Genomic DNA, 17037 nt, shown 5'->3' with positions numbered 1-17037 from the left:
TAGCTAACTTTTATCGACTCTCTATAATCCGAACTAACAGCATCGTCATCGATCTTGGTGATATGAAAAAGAACACCTCATGAATAGATATTTTCAAGACTAAAAGTATCTTCATTCATGGTGGTTCATTACGGAAAATAGGGTTAAGTCATGTCTTTAAAAATACCATTTAATTTTTATTTAGATAGAGTTAATTCGCGCGAGATTGCGCTTTTTACATCGTATGTACGCGTGCTGGATTTTCGTCTTGAGCATCAATGGCGTCATCAACAAACTGACGCGCATGTCGTCATTTATGGCACAGCGGTATCGAGAGACATCGTCAGAGAACATCAAAAAAACGCAAGCCACGCGCTATTTCTGACCACACACGAAATAGGTGATCAATTTCTACAATTACCTCTGAATTCAAACGAAATTGAAGCCAAACTGAACCACATTGGTCGTCTCATTTCTCCGAAAGTCAATGCAAAGCCATCCATCGTTATCGATCCCAATGAGCCTTACCGCTTGCTCCGTTGGCCGCCAAGCACCATGCTGCAGACGGCGGATTGGATCCGCTTAAGTACGCTGATGACTAAGCGTCCTCTGTCCGTGAATGAATTACATAAACATACCGGACTCGCATTAAATCAATGTCGTCTCTTTTTAGAAGAATTACTGAAGCATGGTTTGTTGGTTGCACCACGCACGCATCACAGTCCGCAAAGAGCGGCTCCACAAATCCATATTGATATTGAAAAGAAGGCACACCGTTCCACAGTCCTTTCTCTGATACGTAACAACCTCGCACGATTCTCGGCAATGAGTACGCATCAATAATGGAGCACAAAATCTTATTTAGCGGTACCACCGGCGCAGGCAAAACGACCGCAATCAGTCAGGTAAGTCAGGTCGCGACGTTAATGACGGAAGTAAAAAATACGGACGCTGCCGTTGGGAAAGAGTCGACGACGGTCGGCTTGGATTACGGTGAGCTGACACTAGATAACGGCGATAAATTAAGACTTTATGGTACGCCGGGACAACAGCGATTTAATTTCATGTGGGAGATTCTGTCGCGTGGGGCTCTTGGTTTAATTATTTTGATCGATAACTCGTCGAACGACCCTTTGGCAGATTTGGATATCTACCTCGATGGATTTAAGCGACTCATTAGTGATTCGGCATGTGTCATTGCTGTTGGCAGAATGGATACGCATCCAACGCCAGATATTGCCCAGTTCGCGGCACATCTCGAATCCAAAGGTGTGCTATGCCCCGTCATTCCGACGGATGTACGAGAAACCATGCAAGTTGTCGAGTTGTTAGAACTATTAATGATTCAGTTAGAAGCAACACAGGAGTGTTATTCATATGCCAGATAAAAAATATCTACCCCAGCATGTATTGAGTCGCGCTGAAGCCGCCATAGAACTCGTCATGAACGAAGGTAGTAGCGTTAGGGCAGTGGTCATCTCCACTGAAGATGGATTCGAGCTGGTCTCTCGTGTTGACAACAACGCACAGGTAACGCGCCTTTCTGCGATGGCAAGCTCCTTATCTGCTTTAGGTGTTCTCGCTGGAGAAGAGAGCAACTTGGGTGAATGCAGAAACATCATTATCGAGGCGGCGTCGGGAATGCTTATTATTCTTCAGTTCAAACGAGGACAGGACACTTTCATCATGAGCGTGATTGCCGGAACAGATGCCGTGATTGGTCAAATACTGTATTTCGCAAAACAAGCTGTGCGTACGCTCCAAGTGATGGAATGAATGTCCGTTTGGCTACTTAGGATCACATCACTCATAGCGTTTAAGACGCCGCGCTATCAGTGCATATCCCAGGCGTCCATTGAGGGGAAAATAGAATGGCGAGTATTACCCAATCCGTACAAGAAATCATTAGTAGTCTCGACGGTGCGATGTGTTCAGCGCTGGTGGATTCAACAAGTGGCATGATTTTAGGGCAAGCTGGATCCGGTATCGACCTTGAGATTGCGGCTGCTGGAAATACTGAAGTTGTGAGAGCAAAACTCAAGACAATGCGAGGCTTGGGATTAAATGATGTCATTGAAGATATTCTGATTACCTTAGGTAAGCACTATCACATCATACGTCCGTTAGCAAAACACGAAGGCTTATTCCTGTACGTGGTATTGGATAAGGCTAAATCTAATTTGGCACTTGCTCGTCGTAAAATTTCAGATATTGAAGCCTTACTCACCGTATAACTCTCTCTTGTCTTGAAATAAGGTCCATGATGATAAAACGCTGAAGGTGTTCACGCACCACTGGATCACCCGCCTGCGCGGGTGATGACGATGCGAATGGCTGTGTTGTTTTGACTTACAGACCCCGCCTACGCGGATAATGACGCTGCGGATTGCTGCGTTATTTTTAACTTCCAGACTTTGGATTAGAGCCAATACCCGTCATTCCCGCGCACGGGGGAATCCAGTGCGCGTCTGCGCTTTTAGCTTGAAATAAGATCCACGATGATTCACCGCTGAAGGTGCTCACGCACCACTGGATCACCCGCCTGCGCGGGTGATGACGGTGGAAATGGCTGCGTCGTTTTGACTTCCAGACTTTGATTACAGCCAATACCCGTCATTCCCGCGAACGCGGGAATCCAGTGCGCGTCAGCGCTTTTGGCTTGAAATAAGGTTCGAGATGATTCACCGCTAAAGGTGCTCACGCACCACTGGATCACCCGCCTGCGCGGGTGATGACTTCCATTTATAAAGAAAAATCAGCCACCAATCCCCCGCGCCCTACCATCACTCCACTGTCACACTCTTCGCCAAATTCCGTGGCTTATCCACATCTGTACCGCGCGCTAGCGCAGTGTGGTACGCCAGGAGTTGCAGGGTGATGACGTGCAAGATCGCGGAGAGTTGGCCGTAGTGTTCTGGCAGGCGGATGACGTGTACGCCTTCGCTTGAGGTGATGTGGGAATCGGCATCGGCGAAGACAAATAACTCACCGCCACGGGCGCGAACTTCTTGCATGTTGGATTTGAGTTTTTCAATCAAGGCGTCGTTAGGAGCGACGGTCACAACAGGCATTTCTTTCGTGACCAAGGCTAACGGACCGTGTTTCAATTCGCCCGCTGGATAGGCTTCGGCATGGATGTAAGAAATTTCTTTGAGTTTTAACGCGCCTTCCAATGCGATTGGATAGTGCAGGCCGCGGCCCAAAAACAAGGCGTTTTCTTTGTTCGCGAATTCATCTGCCCATGCGATGATTTGTGGTTCCAGCGCCAGCACGGCGCTGATGGCCACTGGCAAATGGCGCATGGACTTGATGTGGGTGGCTTCTTCTTCCTCTGTCAAACGACCTTTGCTTTGTGCCAGGGTCAAAGTAAGTAAGAACAGCGCGGCTAATTGGGTGGTGAATGCTTTGGTCGAGGCAACGCCGACTTCCACACCAGCGCGGGTGATATAGGACAAAGCACATTCACGGACCATGGCACTTGTTGAGACGTTGCAAATGGTCAGGGTGTGATGCATGCCAAGGCTGCGGGCATGTTTTAACGCAGCGAGGGTATCTGCGGTTTCGCCACTTTGCGAAATCGTAACGACGAGGCTATTCGGGTTAGGTACGCTGTCACGGTAGCGGTATTCACTCGCGATCTCGACATTGACTGGAATTTTTGCAATGGATTCGAGCCAGTATTTTGCAGTGAGGCCAGCGTAGTAGCTCGTGCCGCAAGCAAGGATCAGAACAGAGTCCACTTGTTTGAAAATACCGTACGCGTTATCACCAAACAATTCTGGCATGATGCCAGTGATGCCTTCTAAGGTATCGCTGATGGCACGTGGTTGCTCAAAAATTTCTTTTTGCATGTAGTGGCGGTACGGGCCCAACTCTGCTGCGCCGCTGTGGGCGTGCACTGTACGGACTTCGCGTTCAACCGATTTGCCATTGACGTCGGCAATCCATACGCGTTGCAATTGCAGGTCAACGACATCGCCCTCTTCCAAATACGTGATTTGGTCAGTCACACCTGCCAGTGCCATGGCATCAGAGGCAAGGAAGTTTTCTCCTTTGCCGATACCGACGATCAATGGCGAGCCGTGGCGCGCACCGACAACGCGGTGTGGTTCATCGCGACAAAATACGGCAATGGCGTAGGCGCCGGTGAGACGTTTCACTGCAAGTTTAACGGTTTCAAACAAATCACCTTGGTACATGTGATCGACCAAGTGGGCGATGACTTCGGTATCGGTCTGGCTTTCAAAGACATAGCCCAATGCGGTCAGCTCTGCGCGTAACTCTTCATGGTTTTCAATAATGCCGTTATGTACCAGTGCGATACGATCGCGTGAGAAATGGGGGTGGGCATTGGCAGACGATGGCACGCCGTGTGTTGCCCAGCGGGTGTGCGCGATGCCAGTGAAGCCAGCCAAGCCGGTTTGTTCAATTTGTGCCTGCAATTCTGCAACGCGTGATGTACTGCGAGAACGTTGTAACTCACCATTCACATGCAGAGCAACACCGCACGAGTCATAGCCACGGTATTCAAGTCGCTTTAAACCTTCAAGCAGAATAGGAGTAATGTTACGCTGAGCAACTGCCGCGACGATACCGCACATAATGACCTCACAAAGAAAAAGAATATGGCATCATGCTAATCGAGATTGAATGAGGTTTTATTTCAAAATTAAGCAACTTTTGAAATAAAGCATCGACATACAAAAAAGTGAATGTTATATTTCATATGAGAGTCACTTTTGAAATTTTCTATCAAAAACCATGGTACTTGATGAATTAGATAAGCGTATTTTGTTGCAAATACAACAAAACTCCGCACTCACTAATCACGAATTAGCCGCGCGGGTGCATGCGTCACCGCCCACCTGCTTGCGGCGGGTGAAACGCTTGGTCGATGAAGGGGTCATTGCGCGCCAAGTTGCCTTGTTGGCACCAGAAAAGCTCGGACCGAGCCTGACGGCGATCGTTGAAATTACATTGGATGTGCAGACCACTGAGCACATGCAGGCATTTGAGGCGTTAGTCGCTGAAGAGATTTCGGTTCAGCAATGTTATCGCGTTTCACCAGGGCCCGATTTTGTGTTGATCATTCAGGTGGCAGATATGCCCGCCTACCACGCGCTTGCCCATCGCTTATTTGCCACGCAAAGCAACATCCGGAACGTACGAAGTTTTTTCTCCATCCATCGGAGTAAATTCGAAACGCAGATCATGCTCTGATCCTAGGTCAAGCCTGTTTCAGAGTGGGCGAATTCCTTCGCGCAGGAATTCAGCACGGTAATACCGTTGAAAGCCTTTCCACACGACACCATTGCGTGCGACGCGATCAAACATCTCTTGCAAGGTATTCAGGTCTTCTAGACTAAGAGATTTTTTGGAGAAGTAGACGCCACTCTCGCCCCAAGGTAACTCGGCGAGGGCCTCATAGCGCAGGTGGTCGACGATGTCATCAACGCGCGGATCTGTTTGCGACGTTCCTGCCAAGATCGTCGGTGCCATTAAAACGTAGTCGGCACTGCCGAGTTTTAATAATCGTGCGACTGATAATGGATCGGTATCCACCAATAGTCGACCTTGCTTTTGTAATTCTACGAGCAGTTCTTGATAACGCTCGCCGTAATCAAATCCCCGAACAACTGCGACTTTCGTTTTTGATTGCGCGAGCAGATCTTGCATTGTTTTCACTGGCGGCAGTGATGTTTGTATCGACATCAGCATCGCACGATTGCGAACCAATGGAACGAACAAGCCATAAAGATCCCGATGCGGCGTACGGGTCGCAGGGATCATGAGATCAGCTTTGCCACTTTCAAACATCACTTCAAGGCGCGCGCGGGGAACTATCGTGATTGTGAAGGTACACCCTTCTTTGGCGGCAATCGTACGCAGAATTTCCGGATAGATGCCACTGATGATGTCACCCTGATCAATGATGCTCAATCCCGTTGCCGCTACCGGTACATTCAATGGCCGCGTGCAACGTGCCAGTGCTGGTAGAGAAACACATACCGAACAGAGAGCAAACGAAACCAGCAATCCTTGAAGATGTCTGGGTAATTGAAAAGGCAACATACTGAAATGAAAAAGGTGCGCAACAGGTGTAGTCTACCTGATGCACACGCTTTTAAAACAAAAGGAGGGCGCGACAGCAACAATGTCGCGTAAAAAAGCGATTCAGCTATCGCGGACGAGAACCAAGGCTGAATGCCTCTGATTGATAATAGAACTGAAAATATTTCCACACAGCACCAGATTTTAATAATCCAGCGAAGAGTGTTTTTAGGCTTTGTTTGTCTTGTTCTGTCAGTGTTTTTGCAGATAAATAAACACCGCTATCGAGCCAAGGCATTTCAGGCAGCATTTCATAGCGCAATTTATCTTCGATATCACGGATACGCGAATCCATCTGTACTTCACCGATCAAAATATAAGGCGCAATGATGGTGTAGTCGGCAGCACCTGCCTTGAGCATTCGCGCGACGGACCCGGGGTCTGCTTCGTAAATTAACCTGTCTTGCTTTGCAAGTTCTTGTAATGCGTTGATGTAGACATCACCGTAATCGTACCCACGAACGACGACCACTTTGGCTGTTTTTCTGTCGATCAGTTCTTGGATGGAGGCGACCGGAGGCAAGTCAGCGCGCATCGATACTAGCACTGCGCGGGTGTACAACAAAGGAATAAACGTCCCAAACGCATCGCGCCGCACCGTTCTGATCGCGGGGAGCAATAAATCCGTCTGACCGTTTTGGAACATGAGTTCCTGGCGGGTACGAGGAACCACAGAAAACTCGAATGAACAGCCTTCTTTTCCTGAAGCAGAAGCCAATAAACTAGGATAAATACCGGAGATACCTGTCTCAGAGGGGATGGCTGTCAGGCCTGTAGGAGAGAAAGCAACGTTTATTTTTCGGCTGCACTTAGCGTGTACCGCCGACATGATGCAATGGCACAGCGTAAAAATTAGAAAATAGCAACAATAACGAGTCATTATTTGAGCCATTTAGTATTCCAATATCTGTATCAGTCAAACTTTCAGCATAGAACATAAATGTTCTTTTTACAAAAAGAATTCATGGATAAAACGCAACATTTTTCCCTGCAGATACATCGACGACTCGTTTGATTACTAAGTATCCCGGAGGCAACGCAACAACACGCGCTCCTTGGCGCTAGCGCTCAAACAAAACGGCGATCATATTTTACCGTTGCCCAGAAAAAGAAGACAAGATCGTCAACGATAGAATATGAATAGACCGGTATTTCAGTGCAATCGCCTTTTGCGCGGCCAAAAACTTTAATTCTTTCGATAAAGTTTGGCGACTCATGCCCAACATCATCGCCAAGGACTCTTGAGATACTGGAATAGATTGATGGGGCGCTGATTCTTGCATGGTATTGCTCCCCGAAAGCAATAACAAACGACGTGCCACCCGTTCTCTGGGCGACCGTAAATGCACATCTTCTACAACACCATAAAGCAGCCTGATTCTGTACGCCAACATGCGAGCAATCGCATTCGCAAAGACGGGGTCTTGCATGAGGACCGAAAAGCAAGGCGGCGTAACGAGTAGCACTTCAACTGGATCGACAGCCGTCGCATCATGTGTCCGCGGCTGACCGTCAATGAGGGAAATTTCTCCGAACCAAGTGCCCGGCTCAAGAATCGTTAATATGCCTTCCCTTCCGTCTTCATTTAAGGTCGACATTTTAATTTTGCCCTTTAGCAAGGCATAAAACCCACTTGGCGCATCACCACGCCGAAACAACATTTCCCCTGCAGCAAGACGAACGCGGGTCGCGGTATCCAGTAACACATGACGGACAGTAGAAGGCAATGCAGAAAACCAGCTATCCGCTAATAAAAGGGATAGAGGGGATAACGGGGCGTCGCTATCAGTTTCATCTGGTAACACGTTGAATGACATTTTGTTACCATTCATTTTAGGAAATATTCTTTAGATCAATTGTAGAATATTTGACAGTTCAAGGAAATGAATCGCTGTATGGTGGTGTCATTATCAACCAACATTGTACAGATTCATCCCGACTCACCGCGGCGATGTTTGCCAGGCGTGTGCATCAAAGAACGCCAATCCGTGTAGGAAGAGTTTGTGTCAGTGCTACTAACAGGAGTGAGACAAATGCATCATCGTACCGATTTCGTCCGTATGGAAGACAGCAAAAAAGAAGACTGGCAAGTCATCGGCGGAGAGTTCGTCCAATTTGCCCAGCAATTGCCAGAACGCATTATCCGACACTTACAGTTGCTTGAGGGTGACTACGGCGGGTTTCCAATCGATCGCTATGCGCATTCCCTGCAAACAGCAACCCGCGCGCTACGTGACGGTAGAGATGAAGAGTATGTTTGCTGTGCACTCTTGCACGATATTGGTGATACGCTGGGTAGCTATAACCATCCTGATATTGCTGCAGCGATACTCAAGCCATTCGTGAGTGAAGACAATCTGTGGATGGTGCAACACCATGGCATCTTTCAAGGTCACTATTTTTTTCATCACATCGGCATGGACAGAGATATGCGCGAGCAATTTCGTGGACATCCTTATTTCGACAAAACGGCGGAATTCTGCGCGCTGTATGACAACCCATCTTTTGACAAGCACGCCGAGACGTTTCCAATGAGCGAATTTGAGCCAATGCTCCAACGCTTATTTGCCCGCCCCAAAAATTCGATTTACAAAGCAGCGTTAAGCGAGAAGGCGTAACACCAACAGCAGAGAAGCGCTCTCGGCAGCGGTTTGGTGCAGGCGATGTGTTTCCTTGGCACAAAAATTTGCCTCGATCACATCATCCTGACACGCAAACCATGGAGTGATCAAAACCAACACAGCATCATCAACGATAACAATGAATGGAGACAGGAATCATGCAAATACCTTCACTTAAAGATCAAGTCAGCCCCGAAGAATGGCAACTCCGCGTAGATCTTGCAGCGTGCTACCGCTTGGTCGCGCTGTATGGCTGGAGCGACTTGGTCTTTACTCACATCAGTGCGCGTATTCCTGGACCTGAACATCATTTTTTGATTAATCCGTATGGATTGATGTTCGACGAAATTACTGCGTCGTCGTTGATTAAAGTGGATCAACAATGTAACAAGGTCATCGATTCTCCGTTTCCTGTTAACCCTGCCGGTTTCGTCATCCACAGCGCGGTGCATGCCGCACGCGAAGATGTGCAGTGTGTACTGCACACGCATACACGGGCAGGTGTTGCTGTGAGTGCTCAACAATGCGGCATTTTGCCAATTTCACAACAATCTACATTTGTATTGGCATCTCTCGCGTATCATGACTACGAAGGCGTGGCTTTTCGTGAAGATGAAAAGCCACGTTTGCAAGCAGACATGGGTCGCGCTAATTTTTTAGTGTTGCGTAATCATGGATTGTTGACAGCGGGTAAATCGGTTGCTGATGCATTTTTGTCGATGTATACCTTCGAATCGACTTGTCAAATTCAATTGGCAGCACAAGCTGGCGGCGAACTGACGCAGATTAATCCGCACATTGTCAAAGGTGTTGCTGAGGCGATGCGTGTACAAACCGGTGGTCTTGGTGGTGCATTTGTCTGGCCTTCGCTTATTCGTAAACTGAACCGTATTGATGAAAGCTACGCATCATGAAGAAACGTCATCGCGTCATAATCATTACCGGTGCCTCTGATGGTATCGGCGCTGAAATGGCGCGCCAACTTGCGTGTAAATATAAAGGCGACCTGGGATTAGTTCTTGCAGCACGCAATGAAGAAGCACTCCATGACGTCGCCGCCGACTGCAAACTCTTTGGTACCGTTTGCCTCGTCGTCAGAACGGATGTCGGGTCTGAACCCGACTGCCGTCGGCTCATTCGCGCCACCATCGAGGCATTTGGCAGTATCGACTGCCTCATCAATAACGCTGGCAAATCAGCGCAAGCCTTATTCAGTGACGTCGAGAACCTTGGCTGGTACCAAGAGTTGATGCGGATTAATTTCTGGGGCAGTGTCTGGTGCACCCACGCGGCCTTACCTTACCTCAAAGAAACACGCGGCAACATTGTGGCCGTGTCTTCCCTGGCAGGGCTCATCGGTGTACCGGGACGCACCGCCTACAGCGCCAGCAAGTTTGCCATGAACGGTTTTTTTGAAAGTTTGCGCAGCGAGATCAGCGATACCGGTGTGCATGTAACACTGGCTTATCCGGGCGTCGTGGCAACACGCATTCGCTATAACGGCTACAACGCTGCCGGCGATGCCGCGGGTCATAGCGGACTCAAAGAGGACAACGCGATGTCGGTCGCTGAATGCGCTCGTCTGATTATCGAGGGAATGGAAAACAATAAGCGCGAGGTCGTCATGACAGGCAAAGGCAAAATTGCCCGCTTGCTCAAGTTACTCATGCCTGGCTTGGTCGAGAAAATGGCAATGTCTGCGTTAAAGAAAGAAGTGCGTCCGCAATAAGATACCCATACAGATACTCATGCAGCGAGCGCACTTCTTTCGATATCAGACAGTGAACAACCACTGAATCAGAAAAAAACTCGTCAATCCGGCAGCGATAGTCAACAACTGTCGCCTGCCGACCAAACAAACGACAACCGCCACCAGTGATGCTAACAACTGGGGATTGCGCCAATTTAACTCCATCTGTCCACCATGCGGTGCCAAAATCATCGGTGTAATAATCGCTGTTAATACCGTCACCGGCACAAAACTCAACGCTTGGTTCAACCAACCTGGAAATTGGATACGGTCGCCCAAAATAAAAAAGATCGCTTTAATGAGCACGGTAATCACCGCCATGCCAAGAATCAACACGGTGTAATTCATACCGCCTCCTTTTTATTACGCATCTGATGGGTCAATGCCATTCCCACGGCAACGCCGACAAATACCGCCGTCATCAAGCCAAGTTTATAAGGTAATTCCCGCAATAAGAAGGCAAAGCTGCCAGCCGCAATGGCTGCAGCGAAGTAAGGCATTTTATTCATCTGGGGCACGATAATCGCAATAAAGGTGGCAACCATCGCAAAATCGAGCCCCATATTCTGCAACCCTGGGAACAAGGTACCAAACAGTAAGCCGACCAGCGTCCATAGTTGCCAGTTGCTATACATCGCCAGCCCCGATCCTAAAAAGTACCAATGCGCGTAGCGACGCTGATGCGCACTCAGGGCCTGTTGGTGATGACCTGCAACGACAGCAAAGGTCTCGTCGGTTAACAAGAATCCAAGCAACCAGCGCCAACGTAAGGACAGATGTGCGACATGCGGCAAGAGCGTGGCGGCGTACAGCATATGCCGCAAATTCACGATGAATGTCGTCAGCCAAATCACCAACATGCCTGTATGGCTCGCCACCAAGCCGGTAGCAATAAACTGGCTGGAACCGGCATACACAGACAAAGACATTAATTGCCCATGCCACGGCATCATCGTACTGGCAGAGACCAGCGTACCAAAAATCATCCCAAATGGTGCGGCCCCCACCAACATCGGAATCGTGTCTCTCGCACCATTAACCAGATTAGACAATTTAAGCGCCCGAGAAGAGAGCGGCGCCTCGTTGTTATTCGTCATGAAATCTCCTTTGCATGAAAGTATACATGGCGATGGATGGCGTGTTTGATATATCAAAGCAAAGCGCTGCTCGCAAAATGGCATCCTTGCGATTATCCCAAGCCCGTCGTCCTTGTAATTCCCACCTCCAAAAAATTTTCCATCCTGCCGTTGCCCCCTAATTCGTCATACTTGTGATTACCACCTCCAAAATTTTTCATCCTGCCGTTGCCCCCCAATTCGTCATCCTCCGCGCACGCGGGGGATCCAGTGCGCGCAAGCGCTTTCTGGTCGCAGTCGAGACGCAGCCATACACTAGGCGCTAACGCGCCACTGGACTCCCGCCTACGCGGGAGCGACGAGCGAATTGATGCACAGATGAGGATCATGACTTCGCGGGAGTGACGGGGTGGGAGGTGGCGAGTGTGGTGGTAGGGATGAGGTGTTATCGTTCATTTTCATTTCTCGCATCGTTATCCTCATGTTTCCGCAAAAATTTTCCATCCTGCCGATTCCCCCAATTCGTCATCCTTGTGATTACCACCTCCAAAATTTTTCATCCTGCCGTTGCCCCCCAATTCGTCATCCTCCGCGCAGGCGGGGGATCCAGTGCGCGCAAGCGCTTTCTGGTCGCAGTCGAGACGCAGCCACACACTAGGCGCTACCGCGCCACTGGGCTCCCGCCTACGCGGGAGCGACGGAGGAATTGATGCACAGATGAGAATCATGCCTTCACGGAAGCAACGGGGTTGGAGGTGACGAGTGTGGTAGTCGGGATGAGGAGTTATCGTTCATTTTCATTTCTCGCATCGTTATCCTCATGTTTCCCCAAAAATTTTCCATCCTGCCGATTCCCCCAATTCGTCATCCTTGTAATTACCACCTCCAAAAATTTTCCATCCTTCCGCCGCCCCCCCCCAAACTCGTCATCCTCCGCGCACGCGGGGGATCCAGTGCGCGCAAGCGCTTTCTGGTCACAATCGAGACGCAGCCATACACTAGGCGCTAACGCGCCACTGGACTCCCGCCTTCGCGGGAGCGACGAGCGAGTTGATGTACAGATGAAGATCATGCCTACGCGGGAGCGACGAGCGAATTGATGCGCAGATGAGGATCATGCCTACGCGGCAGCGACGGGGTATATAACGACAGGGAGTTGAAACACCGACCAAGATCAAGCTTATGCAAGTGCAACACTTCATCTTCCCCTCGCAACAAATGACACCAAAAAACCGAGCCATCACTTTTCCTGATACCCCTATTTTTATTCTGTATTTTCCCAAACGCGTAGACTCCCCTACACTGTGATCACAGCAGATTTCAAAGGAAGTCAAAGAAGCGCTGCAGCGATATTTCGGAAAGCTTCTTTTGATATCTCTTTGATTCGGCGAGAACAGGTAGCGATGTTTTTATTGCATGATCGACACGAAGCGTGGTGGGCTTATTTGGGTAAGCGCGGCATGATGAGGGGCGATATGCAGTCAGCGAACGTCTTCCTATCGAGTTTTGTGCCGAATTCGAATAAAATGGCTGCTATCTCAGCCAACGCAACGAGAGCCTATACCCGATACCTCGCTATAGGTTACGAGCAAACTTGTGTCTTACCGGATGCAACGCATGTTCTTTGCGATCTAAATTACCCATTTTGGAGCCACACATGTCATCCGACACCCAACTGGAGTCTGCTGGACTCACGTCCACGTCTTCGCCTGCGCAAGGCATTACAACAAGCGCACAACCGACCTCCCCACAGCTCAACGATGTCAGCCTCGATGATAAATATACATCGAACACAGGCACGATCTTTTTATCCGGCATTCAGGCATTAGTGCGCTTGCCGATGATACAACGACAACGTGATCTCGCTGCGGGTCTGAATACGGCTGGTTTTATTTCCGGCTATCGCGGTTCACCACTGGGAGGTCTCGATGAGACATTGTGGAAAACCAAAAAATTACTTGAACAGAATCATGTCCAATTTGTTCCTGGCGTCAACGAGGACTTAGCGGCGACAGCCGTCTGGGGTACGCAAACTGTCGATCTGATAGGCCCCGCGAAATACGACGGTGTCTATGCAATGTGGTACGGTAAAGGCCCTGGCGTAGACCGTAGTGCAGACGTGTTCAAGCACATGAACCATGCCGGCACGTCCAAACACGGCGGCGTGTTGTTGGTTGCTGGCGATGATCATGGTGCATATTCTTCTACCTTGCCGCATCAATCGGACCATATTTTTTCCGCATGCATGATCCCGATGCTCTATCCAGCCAATGTGCAGGAATATCTGGATCTGGGCTTACATGCGTGGGCGATGTCGCGTTTTTCCGGCTGCGCTGTTGGCTTTAAGGCATTGGCGGACACGGTGGAATCAACCTCATCTGTGGATGCCGATCCGTTCCGTCTGAAAATTACCATCCCTGAAGACTTTGTAATGCCAGAAGGTGGGCTCAATACCCGCTTGTCCTTAGACACGCTCGGCATCCAAGCGCGCAAGCAAGAAGCATTGATGCAGGATTACAAAATCTATGCCGCCCTCGCCTATGCCCGTGCAAACAAACTCAATCACGTCACGATCGATAGTCCGCATGCGAAGTTAGGGATTGTCGCGTCTGGTAAATCCTACCTGGATGTCCTTGAAGCGCTTGAAGAACTCGGTATCGACGAGCAATTTGCCGCTGACATTGGTATTCGTTTATTTAAAGTTTCTATGCCATGGCCGCTGGAACCAGATGGTGTGCGTGAATTTGCGCAGGGTCTGGATGAAATTCTGGTCATTGAAGAAAAACGCCAGATGGTAGAATACCAACTCAAAGAGCAGTTATATAACTGGCGTGACGATGTACGTCCACGGGTCATTGGTAAGTTCGATGAAAAAGGTGAATGGGTCCATCCTCGCGGCGAATGGTTGTTAACATCGAAGGCAGACTTCTCGGTAGCGCAGATTGCACGTGTGATTTCTTCTCGGATTGCGCGTTTCCATACGAGCGACTTAATCAAAGCACGCCTCGCGTTTTTAGAAGCCAAAGATGTGGTGTTGACGAAACAAGTCAATACGCCAGCGCGTCCTGCTTATTATTGCTCTGGCTGTCCACACAACACCTCGACCAAAGTACCCGAAGGAAGTCTGGCACTGGCGGGGATTGGCTGCCACGTGATGGCGACGGCCATTTATCCCGAGTTCAACAAACTGACGACTCACATGGGTGGTGAAGGCGCGCCGTGGATTGGTCAAGCAGCCTTTTCGACATTGCCGCACGTGTTTCAAAATCTGGGTGATGGTACGTATTTCCACTCTGGATATCTAGCCATCCGCGCGGCAGTCGCTGCGAAGGTCAATATCACCTATAAGATTCTCTATAACGACGCGGTCGCCATGACGGGTGGTCAGCCTGTTGATGGCACAATCAGTGTACCGATGATGGCGCAGCAAATGGCGGCGGAAGGTGTGAAGCGTATCGCGCTGGTGACGGAAGATTTGTCTCGTTATACCGACCGCTCACAACTGCCAGCCTCTGTGACCGTGCATGACCGCAAAGACATGGATGCGGTACAGCGTGAACTGCGTGAATTACCTGGTTGCAGCGTCTTGATTTACGACCAAACCTGCGCAGCAGAAAAACGTCGCCGTCGTAAAAAAGGCGAATTCCCTGACCCCAACCAGCGTTTGTTTATTAACGAAGCCGTCTGCGAGGGATGTGGTGATTGTGGCGTGCAATCGAACTGCACTTCCATCATGCCATTAGAAACAGAATTTGGCCGTAAGCGCACGATTGACCAATCGTCCTGCAATAAAGATTACTCTTGCGTGAAGGGTTTCTGCCCCAGTTTTGTCACCGTTGAAGGCGGCAAGTTGCGCAAGTCAAAAACCGGCACTGCAAAAACAGACGACTTCGGCGCATTGCCTGCACCAGTCGTACCAACCTGCGCTACCTCCTACAATATCCTCATTAACGGCATTGGCGGCACAGGCGTCATTACCGTCGGCGCTTTGCTGGGGATGGCGGCGCATTTAGAAGGCAAAGGCGCGTCGGTATTGGACATGACAGGGATGTCGCAAAAGAATGGTTCTGTCACTTCCCATATTCGTATTGTGAACGACCGCAACAAACTGCGTGCACAACGGATCGCCACTGGCGAAGCCGATCTGGTGTTGGGTTGCGACATTCTGACTGCCGGTGCACACGATGCTATTTCCAAAATGCGTGCCGGTCGCACTCGTGCCGTCATCAATACCAATGAACAACCGACTGGACCCTTCGCAAAAAATCCAGATTGGCAGTTCCCATTAGCATCCACCGAGCAGTTAATTTCGGAATCTGTTGGTGGTAAAGCAGACTTTATCAACGCCACGAAATTAGCTACGGCATTGATGGGTGACTCCATTGCGACCAATCTGTTCATGCTCGGCTTTGCGTTCCAAAAAGGTGCGATCCCTCTGTCTGAAGCGGCTTTATTACGTGCCATTGAGCTCAATGGTGTTGCCGTCGACGCGAATAAAAAGGCGTTCTTATGGGGCCGTCGTGCCGCAGTCGATCTGCAACGTGTCGAAAAAATTGCCCTGCCAACACAGACGGTGATCGTGCAGATGCCACAAAATCTTGATACCGTCATCAAGCGCCGCGTTGATTATCTGACGGCCTATCAAGATGCTGACTACGCTGCGCAATACACGGCGCTGGTCAATCGTGTTCGCAGTACCGAGAATGCGCTGGGTCTGGGTAACAAGTTGACGACGGCTGTAGCGAAGTACTACTTCAAATTGATGGCGTACAAGGATGAATACGAAGTTGCCCGTCTCTACACCGACGGTCAGTTCACTGACAAACTGAAACAACAGTTTGAAGGCGACTTCAGTCTCAAATTCAATATCGCGCCGCCGCTGTTCTCCAAGAAAGACGCGCAAGGCCATCTCATCAAAGCGCAATATGGCTCTTGGATGTGGCATGCCTTTGGGTTGCTGGCAAAATTAAAAGGCTTACGTGGCACGAAGTTCGACGTGTTTGGCTATACACAAGAGCGTCAAGCAGAACGTGCCATGATTGCTGATTACCGCACAACGATTGAACAATTGTTGTCAAATTTAACAGCAGACAGTCTCGACACCGCGATTGCTGTTGCGAATTTGCCCGAAAAAGTGCGTGGATTTGGCCATGTCAAAGAAAAAGCCATGCAGGCTTACCAGCTTGAAAAAGCCAGCCTGTTAGCACAGCCAACCAAGCGCGCCGCAGCATAACGCAGAAGGATCAGGACAGTTTTCTGAAAAAACGTGTCCTGATCACCTGCCAATAATGTTTATTTACCAAGTCCAATGAATACGCCACTCTTGCGCCATATATGTCTCAAGACCCGCATAAAACATGGGCTTGGTATTTCCAGCCGTTTCGACAATTTCGTATTGACGTTTACGTTAACGTCATATAAGTTAGCGACAAACAAACCGAACAATTCGAAAGCAATAACCAACCCGATAAGCCTATCTGAGCGTATGCTTATCCGAAAA

At 49.4% G+C, this 17037-nt stretch carries 16 protein-coding genes; 9 read left to right on the top strand and 7 right to left on the bottom strand.

Features of this window, described 5'->3' with window-relative positions; genetic code table 11:
• The first annotated feature begins 150 nt into the window (after positions 1-150).
• The 4 genes from ACO0K2_RS05965 to ACO0K2_RS05950 all read left to right on the top strand — a co-directional run bounded on the left by ACO0K2_RS05965 (position 151) and on the right by ACO0K2_RS05950 (position 2213).
• Complete coding sequence (locus ACO0K2_RS05965; RefSeq protein ID WP_423016769.1) at positions 151-822, top strand: hypothetical protein; 672 nt, start codon at positions 151-153, stop codon at positions 820-822.
• The gene (locus ACO0K2_RS05960; protein WP_423016767.1) at positions 822-1367 is read left to right on the top strand and encodes a GTP-binding protein; all 546 of its coding nucleotides are present in this window, start codon (positions 822-824) and stop codon (positions 1365-1367) included. Before ACO0K2_RS05965 ends, ACO0K2_RS05960 begins: the two co-directional genes overlap by 1 nt.
• On the top strand, positions 1357-1755 hold the full coding sequence (locus ACO0K2_RS05955) for a roadblock/LC7 domain-containing protein (RefSeq protein WP_423016765.1): 399 nt from the start codon (positions 1357-1359) through the stop codon (positions 1753-1755). Before ACO0K2_RS05960 ends, ACO0K2_RS05955 begins: the two co-directional genes overlap by 11 nt.
• A gap of 95 nt (positions 1756-1850) precedes the next feature.
• Positions 1851-2213: a hypothetical protein gene (locus ACO0K2_RS05950; RefSeq protein ID WP_423016763.1), complete on the top strand. Its 363-nt coding sequence runs from the start codon at positions 1851-1853 to the stop codon at positions 2211-2213.
• Positions 2214-2482: 269 nt separating this feature from the next.
• Here the strand turns inward: ACO0K2_RS05950 and ACO0K2_RS05945 are convergent, their stop codons facing one another.
• Positions 2483-2680 (bottom strand): hypothetical protein, encoded by a 198-nt coding sequence (locus tag ACO0K2_RS05945; RefSeq protein ID WP_423016761.1) that lies wholly within the window; start codon positions 2678-2680, stop codon positions 2483-2485.
• 82 nt (positions 2681-2762) lie between these two features.
• The gene (gene glmS / locus ACO0K2_RS05940) at positions 2763-4580 is read right to left on the bottom strand and encodes a glutamine--fructose-6-phosphate transaminase (isomerizing) (RefSeq protein ID WP_423016759.1); all 1818 of its coding nucleotides are present in this window, start codon (positions 4578-4580) and stop codon (positions 2763-2765) included.
• 160 nt (positions 4581-4740) lie between these two features.
• On the opposite strand from glmS, the gene ACO0K2_RS05935 reads away from it, so the two are divergent.
• Positions 4741-5199 carry an Lrp/AsnC family transcriptional regulator gene (locus tag ACO0K2_RS05935; RefSeq protein ID WP_423016757.1) on the top strand — a complete coding sequence of 153 codons (459 nt, stop codon included), beginning with the start codon at positions 4741-4743 and terminating at the stop codon, positions 5197-5199.
• Positions 5200-5217: 18 nt separating this feature from the next.
• On the opposite strand, the gene ACO0K2_RS05930 is transcribed toward ACO0K2_RS05935, so the two are convergent.
• From ACO0K2_RS05930 to ACO0K2_RS05920, 3 genes are all read right to left on the bottom strand, one after another.
• Positions 5218-6051 carry a substrate-binding periplasmic protein gene (locus ACO0K2_RS05930; protein ID WP_423016755.1) on the bottom strand — a complete coding sequence of 278 codons (834 nt, stop codon included), beginning with the start codon at positions 6049-6051 and terminating at the stop codon, positions 5218-5220.
• A gap of 106 nt (positions 6052-6157) precedes the next feature.
• Positions 6158-6982 carry a substrate-binding periplasmic protein gene (locus tag ACO0K2_RS05925; protein ID WP_423016753.1) on the bottom strand — a complete coding sequence of 275 codons (825 nt, stop codon included), beginning with the start codon at positions 6980-6982 and terminating at the stop codon, positions 6158-6160.
• A 199-nt stretch (positions 6983-7181) separates the two neighbouring features.
• Complete coding sequence (locus tag ACO0K2_RS05920; protein ID WP_423016751.1) at positions 7182-7907, bottom strand: Crp/Fnr family transcriptional regulator; 726 nt, start codon at positions 7905-7907, stop codon at positions 7182-7184.
• 216 nt (positions 7908-8123) lie between these two features.
• Between ACO0K2_RS05920 and ACO0K2_RS05915 the strand changes: the two genes are divergently transcribed.
• From ACO0K2_RS05915 to ACO0K2_RS05905, 3 genes are all read left to right on the top strand, one after another.
• Positions 8124-8708, top strand: coding sequence for an HD domain-containing protein (locus ACO0K2_RS05915; RefSeq protein ID WP_423016749.1), 585 nt, complete (start codon positions 8124-8126; stop codon positions 8706-8708).
• Between the two features lie 161 nt (positions 8709-8869).
• The gene (locus ACO0K2_RS05910) at positions 8870-9625 is read left to right on the top strand and encodes a class II aldolase/adducin family protein (RefSeq protein ID WP_423016747.1); all 756 of its coding nucleotides are present in this window, start codon (positions 8870-8872) and stop codon (positions 9623-9625) included.
• Positions 9622-10440, top strand: coding sequence for an SDR family oxidoreductase (locus ACO0K2_RS05905; protein ID WP_423016745.1), 819 nt, complete (start codon positions 9622-9624; stop codon positions 10438-10440). The genes ACO0K2_RS05910 and ACO0K2_RS05905 overlap by 4 nt, the downstream gene beginning before the upstream one ends.
• A 45-nt stretch (positions 10441-10485) precedes the next feature.
• On the opposite strand, the gene ACO0K2_RS05900 is transcribed toward ACO0K2_RS05905, so the two are convergent.
• Both ACO0K2_RS05900 and ACO0K2_RS05895 read right to left on the bottom strand, forming a co-directional pair.
• Positions 10486-10809: an AzlD domain-containing protein gene (locus ACO0K2_RS05900; protein WP_423016743.1), complete on the bottom strand. Its 324-nt coding sequence runs from the start codon at positions 10807-10809 to the stop codon at positions 10486-10488.
• The gene (locus tag ACO0K2_RS05895; RefSeq protein ID WP_423016741.1) at positions 10806-11558 is read right to left on the bottom strand and encodes an AzlC family ABC transporter permease; all 753 of its coding nucleotides are present in this window, start codon (positions 11556-11558) and stop codon (positions 10806-10808) included. The genes ACO0K2_RS05900 and ACO0K2_RS05895 overlap by 4 nt, the downstream gene beginning before the upstream one ends.
• Positions 11559-13194: 1636 nt before the next feature.
• Between ACO0K2_RS05895 and ACO0K2_RS05890 the strand changes: the two genes are divergently transcribed.
• Complete coding sequence (locus ACO0K2_RS05890; RefSeq protein WP_423016739.1) at positions 13195-16770, top strand: indolepyruvate ferredoxin oxidoreductase family protein; 3576 nt, start codon at positions 13195-13197, stop codon at positions 16768-16770.
• The last annotated feature ends 267 nt before the right edge of the window (positions 16771-17037 follow it).

This window comes from Undibacterium sp. MH2W (assembly GCF_049340215.1).
In the GTDB taxonomy this organism is placed as follows: domain Bacteria; phylum Pseudomonadota; class Gammaproteobacteria; order Burkholderiales; family Burkholderiaceae_D; genus Undibacterium.
Note: the sequence above shows the minus strand (reverse complement) of the source record. Positions and strands in the feature narration are given on the sequence as shown.

What these genes read in the sequence shown, in the direction of transcription:
- ACO0K2_RS05965 (WP_423016769.1), top strand. Translation starts at nt 151, where the DNA reads ATGTCTTTAAAAATACCATTTAATTTTTATTTAGATAGAGTTAATTCG.
- ACO0K2_RS05960 (WP_423016767.1), top strand. Translation starts at nt 822, where the DNA reads ATGGAGCACAAAATCTTATTTAGCGGTACCACCGGCGCAGGCAAAACG.
- ACO0K2_RS05955 (WP_423016765.1), top strand. Translation starts at nt 1,357, where the DNA reads ATGCCAGATAAAAAATATCTACCCCAGCATGTATTGAGTCGCGCTGAA.
- ACO0K2_RS05950 (WP_423016763.1), top strand. Translation starts at nt 1,851, where the DNA reads ATGGCGAGTATTACCCAATCCGTACAAGAAATCATTAGTAGTCTCGAC.
- glmS (WP_423016759.1), bottom strand. Translation starts at nt 4,580, where the DNA reads ATGTGCGGTATCGTCGCGGCAGTTGCTCAGCGTAACATTACTCCTATT.
- ACO0K2_RS05935 (WP_423016757.1), top strand. Translation starts at nt 4,741, where the DNA reads ATGGTACTTGATGAATTAGATAAGCGTATTTTGTTGCAAATACAACAA.
- ACO0K2_RS05930 (WP_423016755.1), bottom strand. Translation starts at nt 6,051, where the DNA reads ATGTTGCCTTTTCAATTACCCAGACATCTTCAAGGATTGCTGGTTTCG.
- ACO0K2_RS05925 (WP_423016753.1), bottom strand. Translation starts at nt 6,982, where the DNA reads ATGGCTCAAATAATGACTCGTTATTGTTGCTATTTTCTAATTTTTACG.
- ACO0K2_RS05920 (WP_423016751.1), bottom strand. Translation starts at nt 7,907, where the DNA reads ATGTCATTCAACGTGTTACCAGATGAAACTGATAGCGACGCCCCGTTA.
- ACO0K2_RS05915 (WP_423016749.1), top strand. Translation starts at nt 8,124, where the DNA reads ATGCATCATCGTACCGATTTCGTCCGTATGGAAGACAGCAAAAAAGAA.
- ACO0K2_RS05910 (WP_423016747.1), top strand. Translation starts at nt 8,870, where the DNA reads ATGCAAATACCTTCACTTAAAGATCAAGTCAGCCCCGAAGAATGGCAA.
- ACO0K2_RS05905 (WP_423016745.1), top strand. Translation starts at nt 9,622, where the DNA reads ATGAAGAAACGTCATCGCGTCATAATCATTACCGGTGCCTCTGATGGT.
- ACO0K2_RS05900 (WP_423016743.1), bottom strand. Translation starts at nt 10,809, where the DNA reads ATGAATTACACCGTGTTGATTCTTGGCATGGCGGTGATTACCGTGCTC.
- ACO0K2_RS05895 (WP_423016741.1), bottom strand. Translation starts at nt 11,558, where the DNA reads ATGACGAATAACAACGAGGCGCCGCTCTCTTCTCGGGCGCTTAAATTG.
- ACO0K2_RS05890 (WP_423016739.1), top strand. Translation starts at nt 13,195, where the DNA reads ATGTCATCCGACACCCAACTGGAGTCTGCTGGACTCACGTCCACGTCT.